Raw genomic sequence first — 19921 nt, 5'->3', positions numbered from 1 at the left:
CGCCATGCAGGCCGTCGCAACAGTGGCGTCGCCCTTGGTGCTGGATGCAGGCAATGTGGTAAGCAGCGGCCCAGCGCGACGACTCTGCCGCCTGACATAGCGTAATCCAACTGACGCGAGACGCCCGTGATTCCCTGGAAGCTGATCGACACCGCGGACGTCCCCGGCGGCGGCGAGCCGCTGCGGCTGATGCAGCGCGGCAAGGAGTTCTCGATCAAGCTCGGCGCGAACGAGCTGATGAACAGCCGGCTGCACGGATCCGAAGAGGCGCTGGCGACCCTGAGCTGCGCCCGCATCAAGGCCGCGCCCGCTCCGCGGCTGCTGATCGGCGGCCTCGGCATGGGCTTCACCTTGCGCGCCGCGCTGAAGGTGCTGGGTCCGCAGGCCCGCGTCACCGTCGCCGAGCTGGTGCCCGCGGTGATCGCCTGGGCCCGCGGCCCGATGGCCGAGTTGTCCGGCGCAAGCCTCGCCGATCCACGCGTCGACATTCACGAGGGCGACGTCGTGAAGCTGATCGCCGCCGCGCGCGGCACCTATGACGCGATCCTGCTCGACGTCGACAACGGCCCGCAGGGACTGACGCGGCAATCCAACGACGCGCTGTATGATTCCTCGGGCTTGCGCACCGCCTTCACCGCCCTGCGCCGCGGCGGCGTGCTGGCGGTGTGGTCGTCACACCCCGACGAGCGCTTCGCGCCGCGGCTGCGCAAAGCAGGCTTTGCCGCCGAGGAGATCAACATCCGCGCCACCGGCCGCGGCGGCGGCGCCCGCCACGTGATCTGGATCGCGACGCGGCCGGCGTGACGGCGGCAGCGTTGTTGCGCGGAGCCACTCACGCGGAGAGCTCGTTCCTTCGCATCTCCCGCCGTTCGCATCGGAGTGGTGACACGTCGGCCATCGTCCTATGATGCATCACGGCTGCGAAGCCTGCGGATGCCCGCATCAACGCGCGAACACCTCCAGGATGCGCCGTTCTTTGGCCTGTCGACGCGCGCTCTGCAACGAGAGCGCGCACCTGAATGGGAGATTGCCATGGACGACCGCGCCACGCGCGCTGCCCTGCAGCACCATTGGGATGCATCGGACGCCAACGATTTCGACGCCGAGCACGCCATCTATCGCGACGATGCCGTGCTCGATTATCCGCAATCGGGCGAGCGTATCCGCAGCCGGCGCAACATTCAGGAAAGCCGCTTCGTCCAGCCCAACCACAAGCGCTTCACAGTGCAGCGGATCATCGGCGGCGGCGATCTCTGGGTCACTGAACTGGTCCTGACCTATGACGGCGTGCCCTCCTACGTGGTGAGCATCATGGAATTCCGCGACGGCAAAGTGGTGCATGAGACGCAATATTTCAGCGATCCCTTCGACCGGGCGCCCTCGCGCGCACATCTCGTCGAGCACATCAACCCCGCCTGAAGGGCGATGAACGGCGACGGCAACCGCATTTCGGTGATGTCGGCATTTCGGTGGCAGCGCAGTGCATTTTCGTCCTCGGGTCGCCGCGTCGCTGCAGCGGCGTCCCGCATCCTCCGGCCACGCCGCCGAAAGCCTCACACCATCTCAGGTTGCTTTCCCGATCGTCCGTATTACGCTCCCGGCTCTCGACCGGGGGAATGTCGAGCGGGGTCCTTTGCATGGCGAGTCCCAAGATCATCATCCTGTCCGACGGGACCGGCAACGCCGCGTCGAGCGTGTGGCGGACCAACGTCTGGCGCATGTTCCAGGCGCTCGACCTGCAGAGCAATGCCCAGGCGGCCAAGTACGACGACGGCGTCGGCACATCGTCGTTCGTCCCTCTCGCCCTGCTCGGCGGCGCGTTCGGCTTCGGTCTCAAGCGCAACATCCTCGACGCCTACAAGTTCGTCTGTCGCAACTACGACCACGAGCATGGCTCGAAGATCTATCTGTTCGGCTTCAGCCGCGGCGCCTTCACCGTGCGGGTGCTGGCCGCGCTGATGCTCGACCAGGGCCTGATCGTCGCCGGCACCGAGGCCGAGCTGCACGATGGCGCCGTGAAGGCCTATCGCGCCTATCGCGCCAAGGGCTACCATTCGATCTGGCGGATCGAGGTGCCGTTCCGCTGGCTTCGCGATCATGTGCTGGTGCCGGTGATCGACCGCATCATGGGCCGCAAATCTCTCGACCTCCTCGAGCGAAAACGCCTCCCGGCGATCGAGTTCATCGGGCTGTGGGACACCGTCGCCGCCTACGGACTGCCGATCGACGAGATGACGCGAGGCATCTCCAACTGGGTGTGGCCGCTCGAGCTGCCCAATCGCGTGCTCAACCCGCGGCTGACATGCGCGCGCCACGCGCTCGCGCTCGACGACGAGAGAACGACATTCCATCCGGTGCTCTGGACCGAGGCCGGCGAGACCAAGCCGCAGGATGCCAGGACGATCGATGACGAACGGCTGGTTCAGGTCTGGTTCGTCGGCATGCACGGCAATGTCGGCGGCGGCTATCCGGACGATTCCGTCTCCTACGTCCCGCTGACCTGGCTGGTCGGCGAGGCCATCAAGCGCGGCCTGATCTTCAAGACCGCGCCCGAGGCCGATCCGGATGCGATCAGGTCGATCGTCACGTCCCAGGACAAGGACGGACGCCTGTACAACTCGCGCTCCGGGCTCGGCTCCTATTATCGGTACGGCCCGCGCAAGGTGTCAGACCTCTGCAACGACCCGGCCGCGGGCGTGCAGGTGCCGATGCCGAAGATCCACGAAAGCGTCTTCGACCGCATCGACAGCGGCTGCAACGCCTACGCGCCCATCGGGCTGCCCGACAACTACCTGATCGTCCGCTACGACGGCACGCTGACGCCGCTCGGGCCGACCACGTTCGAGACGCCGGCCGGCGCGGCCGCCCGGTTCGCGGCCCAGGAAAAGCTGTGGAATCTGGTGTGGTTCAGACGCCTCGCTTATTTCGCGACGCTGGCGGCCTCGCTCCACCTCGCGGCGTTCTGGCTGTTCCACGACCTCGATCGCACGCACGAATACGCCTCCCGCATCAGGATGGTCTCCGAAGCCGTCCGGCTGGTCGAATCGTTCCTGCCGAACTCGCTGCACTGGTGGACGGACTGGTACGCCGCCAACCCCGAATGGTTCGCCGGCGGGATCATCATCCTGGTCGTACTGACTGCGCTCGGGACGTTCCTCAGCGACCGCATCGGCGACCGGATGCGCGTGATCTGGCGCGAACGGGCATCACCCCCGATGCCGTCCGGCCTGGTGCATCGGACCATCTACGCGCTCCGGACCAATCGCGCCTATCAGTTCGTCATCAGGAACGGCAAGCGGCATGTCGGCCCGTTCTTCCTCGCTGTCGGCACCGTCTGGCTTGCGGCCACGCTGATCAGCCATTTCCTGTTCAACGCCGCGGACTCGATGGGCGCCTTCTGCCATGGTACGCCCGCGCGCGAGCTCGTCGCGGTCGACAAGGGCATTCCGCAGGATGCCCGGGATTTCTCGACCGACGCGGTCTGCGCGCCCACCGGCTTGAGCGTCCGTCCCGGCTTCTCCTACGAGATCATCGTCACCATGACCGATCCGTGGGAGGACGCCGGGCGGCCGGTCACGCCCGCCGGCTATCGCACCTCGACGGTCCAGGGCTACGCCCGCTCGACGTTCTACGCAGGCATCCTGCTGCGCCGCGTTCTGTTCCGGCCGTGGTATCGGCTGATCGCCAGGGTCGGCGAGACCGGCGTCGACGAATATTTCCTCGACCCCGTTCCCGCGCCCAACACGACACCTCAAGCCTACAAGGCGAGGTTCAAGGCCGACCGCGGCGGCGAGCTGTTCCTCTATGTCAACGACGCGGTGATCGGGTTACCCTGGGTGTACGATGCATTCTATCCGAACAACACCGGCAAGGCGAAGGTGAGCGTCAGGCTGCTGTGAATCACCATCGCCGACGGTGTGGACCGGCGTATCGACATCGCGACGTCGATCGCGGTTCTCTGATGCAGGGACGAGGTCATCATCGATTGTCGGCGAGCCGCTTCGCTGTGTTCAAACACCTGCCTCACTGCTCGTCGTGCGGACCGTGGTCATGACGGTGCCCACCCTCGACGCAAGAGAAGCTCGCCGCGTCGTCGGTGCTGCCGCGGCCGTTGTATCGCGCGATCTTCGGGAACACACAGAGCGGCCGCGTCATCTGCACATCGGGCGCCGTGTCGTTGACGTACTTGGTCGCGACGACGGACCCCGGCGGCGTGCCGTTCTCGACCCAGTCTTGGAGCGCCGGAAGGAAGACGAACGCGTTGGGGCCAGGTCCGCCGCCACAGTGATACATGCCCGGCACCATGTACAGGCGGGCGTAGCTCAGGGTTCGCTGCAGCCCGGCTCGCACGTGATCGCCGCCGAACCGATCTTCCGCGACGTCAGCACCGACCTGCGCTTCGTCTCCTCGCCGCGTCGCGAAGGACGGGCTGTCGAATTTCACAAGCGAGTTGAAGTAGTCGATCGTGTTCTGCGGCATCACAAGCTCATCGGCCCACCCCTGATACATGATGAGCCGGCCGCCGCGTTCCCGGAAGGCCTTGAGATCCGGGCTGGTGGCGTTCAGCGGCTCGGCCAGCATGGCCTCCACAGCCGGCAGGTCGCGATGGATGTCGAAGTTCGTGTAGTTCACGGCACTGCCGGGCTGCCCGAAGGTCGGACCATAGACCCAATAAAGGGGGCCATCGAACAGCGGCTCGGGAAGCTGCTGCTTGAGCATGATCCCCTTCGCTGACAGGTCCTCGGTCTCGCTGCCGGGCGCAAAGCCCGGGACGATCCTTTCACCGGTCACCGGGTCGACCGTGCCGGCATAATAGTTCTGCATCGTCGTGACCTGTTCCTCGGTCAGGCATGCCGGTGGCACGTCGCCGCCGGTGCATTGCAGGACTTTAGGATCGAACCGGCAGCGCCGCGGATTGTTCAGGAACTGGTCCGTTGCGACTCCGCCATCCCGCCCAGCGCATTGCGCCAGGACGGCCTTGTTGATCAGCGACATCTGACCGGCTTGCATCTGCCGCCCCGGCGTCGCATGCGTGTTGCGCCATCCGAGCGGCGTCGTCGCATACAGGTGCGTGCGATTGTAGGCCGGCGCGCCGACCAGGATGCCGTCATAGTCCTCGGGATAGCGTTGCGCCTCCATCAGTCCGCTGTGGCCTCCGGTGGAGCAGCCGAAGAAATAGGCCCTGGTCGCGCTCTGCTGATAGTATGCTTGTACGATCTCCTTGGCCCGCAGCGTCATCAGGTGGACCGCGCGATGGCCGAAATCAGTGATCCGCTCGGGATGCCCGTAGAGCCCGAGGCTCGGGGTCGCCTTGTCGCCGAGCGCGATCGCGAACGCGTTGCCCTTGTTGCCGTCCGATCCGCAGTAGTGCACGGTGCATCCGGAGGTCCCGGTTCCCAGACCGGTGTAGGCAACAGCGTAACCGCCCTTGAGGCGGAACGCGAGGCCGCCATAGTCGTAGTAGCCGCCGAATCCGCCACTGCCGAGGCCGAGAAACCGCCCGCTCCACGTCGACGCCGGCAGCCAGACCTCGATCTTGATCGCCGAATCCACGGTCGGCGCGATCGTCGCGGCGACGCGGCAGAACGCCGGCAGGCCCGTGATGTCTTGCGCCGGATTGCTCCCGGGAACGGTGAAGACGCCGCTCGTGATGTCGGTCGCCAGCGTGATGGTGGTATGCTCGAGCGCGAGCGTCTGCAGGTTGCTGCACGGTGTTGCCGCACACGGCGTCGCGATCTCCGCGATCGCGGTCAGGCCTCCCAGGATCAAGCCGAAAAGACGCAACCCAAGCATGTCCGAGTCCCCGCTTCCCCGTCTGAGCCGACGGCGCATGTGGGCCGCCCCACATCATAAGGTCGCATCAGAATGTGAAGCCCGGAAGAACGTCACCGCTCAAGCCGAGCCGGTCTGCAAATATCTTCGCGTCGCGTGCCCGCGTTTTGGGAAACGATGTGCGGATCGGCCGAGCACAGACCGTTCGCTCAGCTTCGCCACCGGCATGTCAGGGATCCCGCCGCGGAGACTTTGCGCGATCGTCCGCGTCGCAGCCGACATCGACCAGCGAGCCACCGCGGGCCTGCGCTGGCGTCGCTGCGCCCTGACGAAATCTCGCGTCCATCGTTGCCGACACTGCATCGCATCAACACAAGCTGCGTCTGGCGTGCCGGAACCCCGACCAGTCGACCGAGTTGCAAACGCGGAGAGCGTCGAACGATGAGGACAAGATCTCCTCATCGCCCCCTCGCTCCCCTTTTGGCTGTTCTTGGAAAAGAGAGGCGACGATGAAAGCACCCCTTCTTCTTGCCGGCGCAGTGATCATCGGATCGGTCGCTCCGGCGCTTGCTGACGAATACTACATCGTGCAGGGACCGAGCCATCGCTGCACCATCACCACCACACGCCCCGCCGACCGCGAGGTCGTCACGCAGATCGGACCGATGGCGTTCACCAGCCGCGTGGAAGCCGAGGACCGCATCCGCCAGACCAAGGTCTGCGAGGACGAGGGCACGGTCGGCAGCTCCACCAGCACCACCACGGTCATCAAAGAGAAGTAGTCGGCGGCGTCATTCCTGTTGGCGTTTGCCGACAAGGTCGCGCCCATGTCCGTGGGCGCGACCTTTCTGTTTTCCACAGATCACTTCTCCATCGGAGCAACACCGCCGCTATAGGCGGTCTCGACGGCCAAAAAAACCGGGGGCATCAGCTCCTTCCCGACACCGAACCGCTTCCACCCTGGTTGCGTTCCGCCGCAGCGTTGAGTACCCCAGCGCGGGATCGGATCAGGACATCATGGCCTCGCAATCGCTCAAGCTCGCCATCGGCAGCCTCGTGGTCGGAACGATCGTGCTCGGCCTGAAATATCTTGCCTATTGGATCACCGGCTCGGTCGCGCTCTACTCCGATGCCGTCGAGAGCATCGTCAACGTCGTCACCGCCGTGGTCGCGCTCGGCGCGGTGCGCATCGCCGCCAAGCCCGCGGATGCCAACCATCCGTTCGGCCACCACAAGGTCGAGTACTTCAGCGCGGTGATCGAGGGCGTCATGATCGTCGTGGCGGCGCTGCTCATCATCCATGAGGCCTACGGGAATTTCTTCAATGCGCGCGCGTTTTCGGCGCCTGCGGAAGGCCTCGCGGTGAACGCGCTGGCGAGCGCGATCAATGCGGTCTGGTGCTGGCTGTTGATCACGCGCGGCAAGCGGCTGCGATCGCCGGCGCTGGTGGCGGACGGCCGGCACCTGCTGACGGACGTCGTGTCCTCGGGCGGCGTCGTGGTCGGCCTCGGCCTCGCGGTGATGTTGCAGTTGCCGATCCTCGATCCGGCGCTGGCGGTGCTGGTCGCGGTGAACATCCTGTGGTCGGGATGGCAGGTGCTGAAGGAATCCACCAGCGGGCTGATGGATGAGGCGGTCTCCGACACCACGCTTGCGCGCATCCGCCAGATCATCAGCGCGCATGCCGACGGGGCGCTGGAGGCGCACGACGTCCGGACCCGCCATGCCGGCAAGCTGACCTTCATCGAGTTCCACCTCGTGGTGCCCGGAGAGATGTCGGTCAACCAGGCGCACGAGATCTGCGACCGGATCGAGGCGGCCTTGCGCGAGGACGACGAGCACAGCTGGATCACCATCCACGTCGAACCCGAAAACAAAGCCAAGCATTCCGGCGTGGTGGTGCTGTAAGACCGCCTCGCGCAGGACGCGCTCGGTCGGCCGCATTCGCGCGCCCTCCGCCCTCGGACGCCGCCCGTTCAGCTCCCGGCACCGGCCGCCGATCGCCCGGCTCCGGCAACCGGAGACGGCTGTGGCGCGGCGTCGCCACTCCCGCAACATGTTGCGGCAACGCCCCTTTTTGCCCATTTTTCCGATTGACGGCAACACGAGGCGCTGAAATGGTGCCCTCGTTTTTTGAGCCTGCCGGGCCGGATAGGCCGTTGCGCCATGTGCTGCGCAGCCAGAACGGGCCATGGGACGTCGCAAGACATTTGGGGGAGGATTGCGTTGCAAGCGTTGCTGAAATTGAGCCGTGGGATCGATGCGTTCACGACCTGGACCGGCAAGCGGCTGGCGTGGCTGATCCTGCTCGCCGTCATCATTTCCACGATCAACGCCATCGTCCGCAAGACGCTCGACACCTCGTCGAACTCCTGGCTCGAGCTACAGTGGGTGCTGTTCTCAGCGGTCTTCCTGCTGTGCTCGCCGTGGACGCTGCTCGACAACGAGCACATCCGCATCGACATCGTCAACGCCATGATGCCCAAATGGCTGCGTGACACCATCGACGTCGTCGGCCACGTGCTCTTCCTGATTCCGCTCTGCGTCGTGATGATCATCACCAGCGTGCCGTTCTTCCTGCGCTCGTTCGAAATCAACGAACAGTCGAGCAATGCCGGCGGCCTGCCGCAATGGCCGGCGAAATCGCTCATCATGATCGGCTTCGTGTTCCTGCTGGCGCAGGCCATCTCCGAGCTGATCAAGCGCATCGCCGTGATGCGCGGGCTCATCCCTGATCCCCACGCTGCGAAATCCCACGGGATCGAGGCCGAGGTCGAGCACCTCGTCGAAGCGATCGAAAAGAAGTAAGCGGCGGGCTGGGGGATACTTCAATGACAGCTTTTCTGATCGCCAACATGGCGCCGATCATGTTCGGCTCGCTGGTCGTGATGCTGCTGCTCGGCTATCCGGCAGCCTTCTCGCTCGGCGCCGTCGGCCTGTTCTACGCCCTCGTCGGTATCGAGCTCGGCGAATTCCGGCCGGACTTCCTGCAGGCGCTACCGGAACGCGTCTACGGCGTGATGAACAACGACACGCTGCTGGCGATTCCGTTCTTCACTTTCATGGGCCTGGTGCTGGAAAGATCCGGCATGGCCGAGGACCTGCTGGACACCATCGGCCAGCTGTTCGGCACCATCCGCGGCGGCCTCGCCTATGCGGTCGTGTTCGTCGGCGCGCTGCTCGCGGCCACCACTGGCGTGGTCGCCGCCTCCGTGATCTCGATGGGCCTGATCTCGCTGCCGATCATGCTGCGCTACGGCTACGACCGCCGGCTTGCCAGCGGCATCATCGCCGCCTCCGGGACCTTGGCGCAGATCATCCCGCCGTCGCTGGTCCTGATCGTCATGGCCGACCAGCTCGGCAAGTCCGTCGGCGACATGTACGAGGGCGCCTTCATCCCCGGCCTCGTGCTGTCCGCGATCTATGCGCTCTACGCCTTCCTGACCAGCATGATCTTTCCGAAATCGGCGCCCGGCCTGCCGGCCGATGCGATCGGCTTTCGCGAGGACTCGGGCGACCGCGGCCTGAAATCGCTGGGCGTGCTGTTTCTGGCGAGCTGCGTGTTCGGCTGGTTCATGATGCGCGGCTCGGAATATCACGGCGCCGACTTCGTCGTGCTGAGCATGTTCTACGGCATCGTGTTTGCCTTCGCCGTCGCAGTCGTGAACTGGGTGCTGGAGCGCACCACCGGATACCGCTTCCTGTCCCGCATGGCGCAGCAGACCACCTTCGTGATGGTGCCGCCGCTGTTCCTGATCTTCCTGGTGCTCGGCACGATCTTCATCGGGCTCGCGACGCCGACCGAGGGCGGCGCGATGGGCGCTGCCGGCGCGATCATCCTCGGCGCGATCAAGCGGCGGCTCAGCTTCGACCTGGTCCGCCAGGCCGTCGAGTCCACCGCAAAACTGTCGGCCTTCGTGGTCTTCATCCTGGTCGGTGCGCGCGTGTTCTCGCTGACCTTCTACGGCGTCAACGGCCATGTCTGGGTCGAGCACCTATTGACGTCACTGCCCGGCGGCCAGATCGGCTTCCTGATCTTCGTCAACGCCTTCGTGTTCGTGCTGGCGTTCTTCCTCGACTTCTTCGAGCTGGCCTTCATCATCATTCCGCTGCTGGGGCCCGCGGCCGAAAAGCTCGGCATCGACCTGATCTGGTTCGGCGTCATCCTCGGCGTCAACATGCAGACCTCGTTCATGCATCCGCCGTTCGGCTTCGCGCTGTTCTATCTGCGCTCGGTGGCGCCGAAGGAGTCCTATCTCGACCGCGTCACCGGCAAGCGGATGGAGCCGGTGACGACCGGCCAGATCTACTGGGGCGCCGTGCCGTTCGTCGTGATTCAGTTGGTCATGGTGATGCTGGTGATCCTGTTCCCCTCGATGGTCATGCACTACAAGGGCGCGGCCTCGACCGTCGATCCGAACTCGATCAAGATCGAGATTCCGCAGATCGATGCGCCGCCGCTCGACTTCGGCCCGCCGAAATTCTGATGGCGCAGATGCTCCATCGTCGCGACAATGAAAAACCCCGGCGCGCTGCGCCGGGGTTTTGTTTTGTCTGCCTCCTGACGCGATACGGCGCCGGCCTCAGCTCTGCGAGTTGCGCGCCATGAAGGCGTCGTAGCCGATCTCGGCGACCTGGAACCAAGAGTAGCCATTGCCGGAGAAGGCCGACAACGACTCATAGGTCTTCTTGAAGTCGGGGTTGGTGGCCGCGACCTCGCTGTGCAGTTCGCGGGCGGCCTTCAGGCATGCCTGCATGATCTCCGGCGAGAACGCATGCAGCTTGGCACCGGCGGCGAGCAGCCGGCGCAGCGCCGCCGGATTGCTCTGGTCGTACTTCGCCATCATCCAGTTGTTGGCATAATGGCCGGCATGCTCGAGGATCTTCTGATAGTTCTTGGGCAGCGCATTCCAACGATCCTGGTTGACGAAGGAGAGCAGCATCGGCCCGCCTTCCCACCAGCCCGGATAGTAGTAATGCGGCGCGACCTTGACGAAGCCGAGCTTCTCGTCGTCGTACGGACCGACCCACTCAGCCGCATCGATCGTGCCCTTCTCCAGCGCAGGATAGATGTCGCCGCCGGCGATCTGCTGCGGCACCGCGCCAAGCTTCTGCAGCACGCGGCCGGCAAAGCCACCGATGCGGAATTTCAGTCCCTTGAGATCGTTGACGCCGGTGAGCTCCTTGCGGAACCAGCCGCCCATCTGACAACCGGTGTTGCCGGCAAGCAGCGAGACGACATTGTACTTCGTGTAGAACTCGTTGAGGATCTCACGTCCTCCGCCGAGCATGTACCAGGCCTGGTTGATGCGCATGTTCGGCCCGAACGGGACCGACGAGCCGAAGGTGAACGTCGGGTCCTTGCCGAAGTAGTAGTACGACGCGGTGTGGCCGATTTCGACGGTGCCGTTCTGCACGGCGTCGAGGACCTGCAGTCCGGGGACGATTTCGCCGGCCGCGAACGGCTGGATCTGGAATTTGTTGTCGGTGGCTTCGCCGACCACCTTGGCCATGATCTCGGCGCCGCCATACAAGGTGTCGAGCGATTTCGGCCAGCTCGTCGGCATGCGCCATTTCAGCTCCGGCATCGATTGTGCGATGGCCGGCGCTGCGATCGCGGCCGCGCCAGCGGCGCCAAGCCCGGTCACCTTGATGAAGTCTCTCCGCTTCATAGTTCTTCCCTCCCTGGGGGTCATTGTGTTCGTTTCCTGAGCAGCCTTCTTTGTGAGGCTTCAGTTCCAGTGTGGATCAAAGTGCGTCGGAGTGCCATTGCGAAACGTTGCCGCAACGCAAAAGCCCGGCCTCTTGCGAGGCCGGGCTCAAGTCGATCCGCCGATTGAAGCTACGATCAGCCGCGGGTACGCGAGCGGATCATAAAGCTGTCATAGGTGTACTCGGCGACCTGCCACCACAGATACTCATCCGAGCGGTAGGCCTGCATCGCGTCGATGACCTTCTTGAAGTCGGCGTTCTTGGCCGAGATCTCGCCCCACAGCTCGTTGGTCGCCTTGAGACAGGCTTCGAGCACCTCGTTGGTGAACGGACGCAGCTGCGTGCCCCCGGCAACCAGGCGCTTCAGCGCCGCCGGGTTCACCTGGTCGTAGCGCGCGGCCATCCAGGTATTGGCGTTGACCGTCGCGTTGGCGAGGATCGACTGATAGTGCTTCGGCAGCTCGTTATACTTGTCGAGGTTGGCGAAGGCGTGGACGGTCGGACCGCCTTCCCAGAAGCCCGGATAGTAGTAGTACTTGGCAACCTTCTGGAAGCCGAGCTTCTCGTCGTCATACGGACCGACCCACTCGGCCGCGTCGATGGTGCCCTTCTCCAGTGACGGGTAGATGTCGCCACCCGCGAGCTGCTGCGGCACGACGCCGAGCTTCTGCAGCACCTGGCCGGCGATGCCGCCGATGCGGAACTTCAGGCCCGAGAGGTCGGCGACGGTCTTGATCTCCTTGCGGAACCAGCCGCCCATCTGGGTGCCGGTATTGCCGCAGGGGAAGCCGATCACGTTGGCCGACTTCTTGAAGAACTCGTTGGCGAGCTCGTTGCCGCCGCCCTGATACAGCCAGGAGTTCTGCTGCCGGGCGTTGAGGCCGAACGGCACCGACGCGAAGATCGCGAAGGTCGGGTCCTTGCCGACGTAATAATACGACACCGTATGGCACATCTCGACGGTGTTCTTGGAGGTCGCGTCGAGCGCCTGCAGACCCGGAACCAGCTCACCGGCCTGGAAGACCTGGATCTGGAACTTGTTGTCGGTCATCTCGGCGACCTGCTTCGCCAGGTACTCGGCGCCGCCATAGATCGTGTCGAGCGACTTCGGGAAGCTCGAGGTCAACCGCCACTTGATTTCCGGCATCGACTGCGCGATCGCCGGCGAGGCCACCGCAGCCGTCGCCGCGGCACCGGCGGCCGAAACCTTCAGAAAATCACGACGCTTCATATTAAGGCATCTCCTTGTTGGGGGCGTTTCCCGTTGAAAAAGCATTTATCCGCCGATGCGATTGGCCGCACACGGTCGAAGGCGATCCGGGCCGGGCTTTAGCACGGAACCGGTTAAGCGAAAACGCGACGTTGGAATGACAAACGGTCCAATAGTCGCACGCGCTTCGCTGCAGTGCATCAAGCAGCGGCGATGGCGTCCTTGAGCTGATCCCGCACCGACGCGGCGATGGTCCTATAGATCGCGGCATGCGGACCCTTCGGCTCGCTCTCGACCACCGGGTTGCCGGCGTCCGACGTCGAGCGGATGTCCATGTGCAGCGGGATTTCGCCGAGGAACGGCACGCCGAGCCGCTCGGCCTCGTGGCGCGCGCCGCCATGACCGAAGATGTCAGACCGGGTGCCGCATTGCGGGCACTGGAAGTAGCTCATGTTCTCGATGATGCCGAGCACGGGCACGTTGACCTTGCGGAACATCGCAAGCCCGCGGCGGGCGTCGATCAGCGACAGGTCCTGCGGCGTCGACACGATCACCGCGCCCTTCAGCGGCACGTTCTGCGCCAGCGTCAGCTGGGCATCGCCGGTGCCCGGCGGCATGTCGACGACGAGCACGTCGAGCGTGCCCCACGCGACGTCGCGCAGCATCTGGTTGATCGCCGACATCACCATCGGGCCGCGCCAGATCATCGGGCTGTCCTCGTCGACGAGAAAGCCGATGGACATGATCGACAGGCCGAAGCGCGACAGCGGAATCATCTTCTTGTCGTCGGTGAGCTTGGGCTTTTCCTGCAGCCCGGTCAGCCGCGGCACCGACGGGCCGTAGATGTCGGCGTCGAGCAGCCCGACCTTGAGGCCGAGATCGCGCAAGCCCAGCGCGAGATTGATCGCGGTGGTCGACTTGCCGACACCGCCCTTGCCCGAGGCCACGGCGATGACGGCCGCGATACCCGGAATCGCGGCCTGCCGGGACATCGGCGAGTCCGCCGGATGCTGGTGCGGACGATGCGCCGAGACCGGCTGCACCCCGCCTTGCCGCGGCGGCGGGGCGGCAGCGCCCGCCTTGCGCTCGGCGGTCAGCGCGATCATCGCCATGGTCACGCCGGGAATGGCGCGCACGGCGGCTTCGGCTTGCGCCCGGGTGTCTTCCCAGGCGCGAGCCTCGCTGGCCTCGACATTGATCGAGAAGAACACCTTGCCGTCATTGGCCGTGATCGGCGACAGCACGCCGGCGTCCGGCAGCGCCACGCCACGTGGCGAGCGGACCCGCTTGAGTGCCTCGATAACCTGCTGCTGCGTCACGCTCACGGCGCGTCTCCTGAAATAGCTCAGAACGCGCCACATCGTCGCGCCCTATCCTGTTGGCCGGACATGATCTTCCGTCGTCTGCGACGGCACCGCTCCGGCCCTGCGTTGCGCCGCTTCATAAAGCCGACCGGCTCAAAACGCCACCATGGTTCCGATGTCGGAGGCGGTCTCCACCGGCGCATCCTCAGCCCGCTCTTTCGCTGCCTCGTAATTGAGCTCGATCATCACGCCGTTGGGGTCGCGCACGAAGATCTGCCACAGCTCCCCGCCCGGCACCTGCCGCGCTTCGAACGGCATGCCCTTCTCGGCGAGCCGGGCCTTCATGCCGGCGAAGCCGCGGCTGACGAAGGCGACATGGTGGACGACGCCGGAGTCCGGCTTCTGTGCCTCGGAGGTCGGCGAGATGTCGACCAGATGCACCACCGGGCGGCCCTCGCTGTACATCCAGGCGCCGGGAAAGGCGAAGTCCGGACGGGCGCCGTTCTCGAGCCCGAGCACGTCTTCATAGAAGCGCACGGTCTCGGCGAGGTTGCGGGTCCGGATGTTGAAATGATCGAGCACGCCGACGCTGACGCCCATGCGAGACACTCCCTGGCTGGTTCGTTGGTTGACTGGATTTCGTTGCCGGATGGCGGCTTTGCAAGCCGTCATGATGATGCCTCTTTAGCACGCGGCGGCGCTTTCGCATCCGTCACGAAGCCGTTGCCCCCGCCTCGCAAGCCGGTATGGTGCGGCGTCCAGCACCGCCGCGACCGCGCCGGGTGCTGATGTGTTCCTTTCAAGAACAGCCCGGCCCTCTCAAGGCCGCCGGCAGAACCCCAAGGTCAAGGTAGCTCATATGGCTAAAGTCGCTTTCATCGGTCTCGGCGTCATGGGTTTCCCCATGGCAGGACACCTCGTGAAGAAGGGCGGTCACGAGGTCACGGTCTACAACCGCACCGCGGCCAAGGCGAAGGAATGGGCCGACAAGTTCGGCGGCAAGGCAGCACCGACGCCGAAGCAGGCCGCGGAAGGCCAGGACTTCGTGATGTGCTGCGTCGGCAATGATAACGACCTGCGCTCGGTCACGATCGGCCCGGACGGCGCCTTCGCCGGCATGGCCAAGGGCGCGACCTTCGTCGACCACACCACCGCCTCGGCTGAAGTGGCACGTGAGCTCGACGCCGCAGCCACCAAGGCCGGCTTCAAATTCATCGATGCGCCAGTGTCCGGCGGCCAGGCCGGCGCCGAGAACGGCGTGCTGACCGTCATGTGCGGCGGCACCGCGGACGCCTATGCCGGCGCCGAACCGGTGATCGCGGCCTATGCCCGGATGTGCAAGCTGCTGGGACCGGCCGGCAGCGGCCAGCTGACCAAGATGGTCAACCAGATCTGCATCGCCGGTCTCGTGCAGGGCCTGTCCGAGGGCATCCATTTCGCGAAGAAGTCCGGCCTCGACGTTCCCGCTGTCATCGAGACCATCTCCAAGGGCGCCGCGCAGTCGTGGCAGATGGAGAACCGCTACAAGACCATGAACGATGGCAAATATGACTTTGGTTTTGCGGTGGAATGGATGCGCAAGGACCTGTCGATCTGCCTCAGCGAAGCGCGCCGCAACGGCGCCCATCTGCCGGTGACCGCGCTGGTCGACCAGTTCTATTCCGAGGTCGAGAAGCTCGGCGGCAAGCGCTGGGACACGTCGAGCCTGCTGGCCCGTCTGGAGAAGTAGTCCCGGGGCTTGTCGACACCATCAAGCGGCCGCCCTCGGTTCGACGGGCGGCCGTTTTGCATTGGACTCGGTATGCGAGCCGGACCCGCCCTGTCGTCGACGCCAGATGCTCTGAATGGCATCGGAACGCTCCATTGCGCCCCCTTGCGACTCGCTGATACCCGTTGCAATCGCTAATCGTTCGCATGTGTTGCCAGATCGAGACGCCCTTCGGCCGGAATCGCCCGTTTGAAATGTTATAACATTTCATTTCCGGAGGTTTAAGCTAACTCTCGTCCGGGCATCGTGAACGTTACGGGCGCAGGCGCCGGCTCAGTCCGGACCTGCGGTGGGGATCAGAATGAGCGTGCGGACGATCTGGGGGTCGATATCGTTGGCGGGACTTGTGGCCGGGTGGTCAGCCGGCCACATGGCTCACGCGCAGCAAACGGCAAGCCCCGCCGTAACACCGGCGGCCAACACGTTGCTTCCGGATGTAACGGTCGACGCACCGCGGCAGCGGCCAGTGTCCGACCGGACGCAATCGCGTGGCCGAACGGCGGACCTGACCACCCGTCCCATCCAGCAACGCGGGACCGCGCCAGCGCAGGCAGCGCCATCCGTTCCCTCACAGGCCACCAACGCGACCGCGACCCCGCTCAACGGCAACGCCATCCCGGCAGCCGGCAGCCGGCTCGGCCTGGCCGCGCGCGAGGTGCCGGCGACGGTCGAGGTGATCGGCGCCGAGACGCTGCGCGAGCAGGGCTACTACACGACCGTCGACGCGGTGAAAGGCGCCACCGGCGTCAGCGCCGGCGATGCGCCGAACGACGTCGGCTTTGCGATGCGCGGCTTCCAGGGCAACCAGGTCAACGTCCTCTATAACGGCATCAACATCGGGCCGACCGGATTCACCGCGCTGACGATGGAGACCTTCAACCTCGACCGCGTCGAGTTTCTCAAGGGCCCCTCCTCGCTGATCTCAGGCCAGGGGGCGGTCGGCGGCACCATCAATTTCGTCACCAAGACCCCGCACAGCGGCCCGGTCGAGAGCGAGGCCTTCGTCGGCTTCGACCAGCGCGGCACATTCCGCAGCGGCTTCGGCTCCGGCGGCAGCACGACCGTCAAGGGCCTGGACTATCGTTTCGACATCAGCCGGACCAAGGAGGTCGGCTTCATCGACGACACCGAGTTCAAGAATGTCCATGTCTCCGGCCAGCTCGACTACCGGCTGTCCGGGAGCTTCAAGACCTTCTTTGCCGCCGAGTTCAAGGACTACAAGGCCAAGCCCTATGAGGGCACGCCGCTGGTGCCGGTGGCCTATAGCGGCGCGAACGCAACCAGCGGCATCGTCTCGGGCTCCAAGATCTCCGCCTACAACGGCAGCGATCTCGGCGCCGTCACGATCGACGGCCGCACGCTGTCGACCAACTACAACGTGGTCGACGGCCACAAGACCATCAAGGAATCCTGGGTCCGCAGCGGCTTCGAATGGGACCTGAACAACGCAGTCACGCTGCGGAGCCAGATCTACAACTACAACGCCAGCCGCGACTGGTACAACAACGAGGTCTCGGCCTTCAACGCGAACACCAATCTGGTCGATCGCGAGCGCTTCTTCGTCCATCACAACCACAACATGGTCGGCAACATCACCGACGTGATATGGAACGGCAGCATCTTCGGTCTCGCCAACCGGCTCGTCACCTCGGTCGAGAGCTCGCATACCGACTTCACGCGACCCGGCGCGGCCAATTTTCCCGGCGAGTCAGTCCCGCTGATCGGCTTCGATCGCGGCACCTATGGTGAGCTGAGGACACAGCTTCAGACCGCCACGATCGACAGCGTCGCGCTCAATCTCGAAGACCGCTTGAGGCTGACCAACAGCTTCGCGCTGGTCGGAGGGCTGCGCTACAACCCGTTCACGCTCGACCGCAATTGGATCCGCAATGGCGCCGAGCGGCCCGGCTTCCCCTATTCCAAGAGCTGGCAACCGGTCACGGGACGCATCGGCTATACCTGGGAGGCGCTGCCGGGCACGATGTTCTACAGCCAATATGCGACGGCAACCGACATCTCGGCCGACAGCATCTTCATCCTCACTCCGACGCAAAACCTGACGCTGTCGGATTCGCGCAGCTACGAGACCGGCGTCAAGCAGCTCGCATGGAACGGCCGCGCGGAATGGACCTTCTCGGCCTTCGACATCGAGCGCAACAACGTCTACAGCGCCCAGGCCGGCCAGCAGCTCAACCTTGCCGGCAAGGTCAAATCGCAAGGCATCGAGCTGTCGGCTGCGGTGCGGCCGACGCCGGAGAGCAGGCTCTGGGGCAATTTCGCCTATGTCCGCGCCCGCTATGCCGATTATGATCTCGCCGGCGGCGGCTCGTTCTCGGGCAACACGCCGCCCAACATCCCCGCCGTCATCGTCAATGGCGGCGGCTCCTACCGCTTCCTCAATCCCGGCTGGTGGCCGGTCGAGCTCGGTTTCTCCGTCCGCCACGTGGGCGACCGCTGGAGCACCGATGCCAACACGGTGAAACTGCTCGCCTACACCACGGCCGACCTGTTCGCCTTCATCGACCTGCCGAAGGTGCCGCTGTTCGCCACCGCGACCAGCACGCGGCTCGCCTTCCGGGTCCGCAACGTCACCGACCGGCGCTACGCGGCCTGGAGCGATCCGTTCTATCCCGACCAGATCTTCCTCGGCGCGCCCCGCACCTACGAGGTCGAAGCCTCGTTCAAGTTCTGATGGCCGCATGATCCGGGCGCTGATCCTCACGCACCGCTGGCTGAGCATCCCGCTCGGTCCGCTGCTCGTGCTGTGGTTCGCGACTGGGATCGTGATGCACTACGTGCCATTCCCGGCGCAGACCGAGAGCGAGCGCTTCGCCGCGCTGCCCGTGCTCGACGTCGCCATGTCGCTGCACGGTCCCGCGGAGGCCCTCGCCAAAGCTGGAATCGACCATCCAGACCGCATCCGCCTGGTGCAGCGCATGGATGGCCCGGTCTATGTCATCTCGACCGCCGGCCGCAGCACGGCCATTCATGCCGACACGCTGGCCACAGCCGAGGTGAGCGCCCCCGACATCGCCCTGTCGATCGCACGCGCGGCAGCGCAGCGGCGCGGGCTCGAAGCCGACGGCGCCGCCGTTGCAGCTCTGGACGACTACGACCAATGGACGGTGCCGAACCGGTTCGACGTGCATCGTCCGTTGCACCGGATCGCGCTCAACGATCCCGGCGGCACCGAGCTCTATGTCTCCTCGCGCACCGGCGAGGTCGTGCTCGACACGACTCGGTTCGAACGCGCCTGGAACTACGTCGGCAGCGTCGTTCATTGGATCTATCCGACCATCCTGCGCAAGGACTGGGCGGCCTGGAACGCTGCCGTGTGGTGGCTGTCGCTCGCGGCGGTCGTCGCCGCCGTGAGCGGCGCCCTGCTCGGCCCGATGCGGCTGAGATATCATGAGGCGCGGCTGTGCTCGCGCTACCGCGGCTGGCACCTGTGGCATCATTGGGCCGGCCTGATCTGCATGCAGTTCGTGCTGACGTGGATGGTCAGCGGCTGGCTGTCGATGGACCATGGCAGGCTGTTTGCGACCGGCCGTCTGACGCCGTCCGAGCAAGCCATTCTCGTCGGCGCGCCGAATTGGACCGACGCGACCGCGGGCGCGCTCGCGGCGGTGCATGGCGGGGTCCGCGAGATCGAGTGGTTCGCCTTCGGCGGCCGCCTCTATCAGCGCATCCGGCGCGCGCCGAGTCAGCAGCAGATTTCGCTGCTGGACGGCGCATCGGCACGCATCGTCGGCCGCTTCCTGCAGCCGGCCGACGTCAATGCCGCGGCGTCCCGCCTGCGCGGCGACTGCGCGCGCTCGTCCGAAGTCGAGCCGGGCGACGACTATCCGTTTGTTTCCGATGTGCCGGGCGCGCCGGTCCATCGCGTGATCTGCGGCGACACCTGGTATCAGGTCGACGCCGCCTCCGGCGCAGTGCTCGAGAAGCTCGACCCATCCCGGCGCGCCTATCGGTGGCTCTATCAGGCGCTGCACACGCTCGACTTTCCGGCCCTGCTTGCGCAGGCGGCGCTGCGCACGTTTCTCATCGTCGGCCTCTGCGCGATCGGCCTCGTCTTCAGCATCACCGGCGTGGTGATCGGCTGGCGCCGCCTGCGCATGCAGCTCCGCTGAGCCTCGCCACAATGGTTAATTTAAC

Annotated in this window: 15 protein-coding genes; 10 read left to right on the top strand and 5 right to left on the bottom strand. The window is 65.2% G+C overall.

The window, feature by feature from the left end:
• Window positions 1–126 precede the first annotated feature (126 nt).
• The 3 genes from QX010_RS16715 (at window position 127) to QX010_RS16705 (ending at window position 3899) form a co-directional block, all read left to right on the top strand.
• On the top strand, window positions 127–804 hold the full coding sequence (locus tag QX010_RS16715; protein WP_316180651.1) for a spermidine synthase: 678 nt from the start codon (window positions 127–129) through the stop codon (window positions 802–804).
• 228 nt (window positions 805–1032) lie between these two features.
• On the top strand, window positions 1033–1419 hold the full coding sequence (locus QX010_RS16710; RefSeq protein WP_315803067.1) for a nuclear transport factor 2 family protein: 387 nt from the start codon (window positions 1033–1035) through the stop codon (window positions 1417–1419).
• 218 nt (window positions 1420–1637) lie between these two features.
• Window positions 1638–3899 (top strand): DUF2235 domain-containing protein, encoded by a 2262-nt coding sequence (locus QX010_RS16705; RefSeq protein ID WP_316180649.1) that lies wholly within the window; start codon window positions 1638–1640, stop codon window positions 3897–3899.
• Between the two features lie 124 nt (window positions 3900–4023).
• Here the strand turns inward: QX010_RS16705 and QX010_RS16700 are convergent, their stop codons facing one another.
• On the bottom strand, window positions 4024–5793 hold the full coding sequence (locus tag QX010_RS16700) for a tannase/feruloyl esterase family alpha/beta hydrolase (protein ID WP_316180647.1): 1770 nt from the start codon (window positions 5791–5793) through the stop codon (window positions 4024–4026).
• 488 nt (window positions 5794–6281) lie between these two features.
• Here QX010_RS16700 and QX010_RS16695 point away from each other — a divergent pair, with 488 nt between their 5' ends.
• The 4 genes from QX010_RS16695 (at window position 6282) to QX010_RS16680 (ending at window position 10259) form a co-directional block, all read left to right on the top strand.
• The gene (locus QX010_RS16695; protein ID WP_316180645.1) at window positions 6282–6554 is read left to right on the top strand and encodes a hypothetical protein; all 273 of its coding nucleotides are present in this window, start codon (window positions 6282–6284) and stop codon (window positions 6552–6554) included.
• Between the two features lie 235 nt (window positions 6555–6789).
• A complete protein-coding gene (locus QX010_RS16690; protein WP_315803064.1) occupies window positions 6790–7680 on the top strand; it encodes a cation diffusion facilitator family transporter in 891 nt (296 codons plus the stop codon).
• Window positions 7681–7998: 318 nt separating this feature from the next.
• Window positions 7999–8580, top strand: a complete 582-nt coding sequence (locus tag QX010_RS16685) for a TRAP transporter small permease subunit (RefSeq protein WP_315803063.1) — start codon at window positions 7999–8001, stop codon at window positions 8578–8580.
• 23 nt (window positions 8581–8603) lie between these two features.
• Window positions 8604–10259, top strand: a complete 1656-nt coding sequence (locus QX010_RS16680) for a TRAP transporter large permease subunit (RefSeq protein ID WP_316180643.1) — start codon at window positions 8604–8606, stop codon at window positions 10257–10259.
• A 96-nt stretch (window positions 10260–10355) separates the two neighbouring features.
• Here QX010_RS16680 and QX010_RS16675 read toward each other — a convergent pair whose 3' ends face one another.
• The 4 genes from QX010_RS16675 to QX010_RS16660 all read right to left on the bottom strand — a co-directional run bounded on the left by QX010_RS16675 (window position 10356) and on the right by QX010_RS16660 (window position 14598).
• Window positions 10356–11444 (bottom strand): TRAP transporter substrate-binding protein, encoded by a 1089-nt coding sequence (locus QX010_RS16675; protein ID WP_316180641.1) that lies wholly within the window; start codon window positions 11442–11444, stop codon window positions 10356–10358.
• A 176-nt stretch (window positions 11445–11620) separates the two neighbouring features.
• Window positions 11621–12715 carry a TRAP transporter substrate-binding protein gene (locus tag QX010_RS16670; protein ID WP_315803060.1) on the bottom strand — a complete coding sequence of 365 codons (1095 nt, stop codon included), beginning with the start codon at window positions 12713–12715 and terminating at the stop codon, window positions 11621–11623.
• A gap of 179 nt (window positions 12716–12894) precedes the next feature.
• The gene (locus tag QX010_RS16665) at window positions 12895–14019 is read right to left on the bottom strand and encodes an Mrp/NBP35 family ATP-binding protein (protein ID WP_316180639.1); all 1125 of its coding nucleotides are present in this window, start codon (window positions 14017–14019) and stop codon (window positions 12895–12897) included.
• A gap of 132 nt (window positions 14020–14151) precedes the next feature.
• Window positions 14152–14598: a VOC family protein gene (locus QX010_RS16660; protein WP_315803058.1), complete on the bottom strand. Its 447-nt coding sequence runs from the start codon at window positions 14596–14598 to the stop codon at window positions 14152–14154.
• 259 nt (window positions 14599–14857) lie between these two features.
• Here QX010_RS16660 and QX010_RS16655 point away from each other — a divergent pair, with 259 nt between their 5' ends.
• From QX010_RS16655 to QX010_RS16645, 3 genes are all read left to right on the top strand, one after another.
• Window positions 14858–15727, top strand: a complete 870-nt coding sequence (locus tag QX010_RS16655) for an NAD(P)-dependent oxidoreductase (protein WP_316180637.1) — start codon at window positions 14858–14860, stop codon at window positions 15725–15727.
• Between the two features lie 340 nt (window positions 15728–16067).
• Window positions 16068–18458, top strand: a complete 2391-nt coding sequence (locus QX010_RS16650) for a TonB-dependent receptor domain-containing protein (protein ID WP_316180635.1) — start codon at window positions 16068–16070, stop codon at window positions 18456–18458.
• A 7-nt stretch (window positions 18459–18465) separates the two neighbouring features.
• A complete protein-coding gene (locus QX010_RS16645) occupies window positions 18466–19896 on the top strand; it encodes a PepSY domain-containing protein (RefSeq protein ID WP_316180633.1) in 1431 nt (476 codons plus the stop codon).
• The last annotated feature ends 25 nt before the right edge of the window (window positions 19897–19921 follow it).

Source organism: Bradyrhizobium sp. SZCCHNRI1009, assembly GCF_032487575.1.
GTDB lineage: Bacteria > Pseudomonadota > Alphaproteobacteria > Rhizobiales > Xanthobacteraceae > Bradyrhizobium.
The sequence above is the reverse complement of the archived record's forward strand: the minus strand, read 5'-3'. Positions and strand labels throughout refer to the sequence as shown.